A 235-nucleotide genomic window follows, 5' to 3' on the forward strand; every position below is an offset into this window, starting at 1 on the left:
GGCTGGCGCTGCTGTTGCTGGGCTGGACACTGGCCGTGGTGGCCCTGGCCGGCCCGGGTTGGCGACCACTGCCGCAGCCGCTGTGGCAGGCACCGGCGCCGCTGGTGGTGGCGCTGGACCTGTCCTCGCGCACCACCGCCCCCGACCTGCCGCCGTCGCGCCTGCTGCAGGCGCGGGCCCAGCTGGCCACGCTGCTGCGCGCGCGCGGCGGCGGGGACGTGGGGGTGCTGGCGTG

The 235-nt window shown here is 79.1% G+C and carries 1 pseudogene; it reads left to right on the forward strand.

Annotated features, from left to right (window positions below):
- Positions 1-235, forward strand: a pseudogene (locus ACQG3P_RS23790) (hypothetical protein); the annotation flags it as partial.

It is taken from the genome of Stenotrophomonas sp. SrG, from assembly GCF_050031795.1.
In the GTDB taxonomy this organism is placed as follows: domain Bacteria; phylum Pseudomonadota; class Gammaproteobacteria; order Xanthomonadales; family Xanthomonadaceae; genus Stenotrophomonas; species Stenotrophomonas rhizophila_A.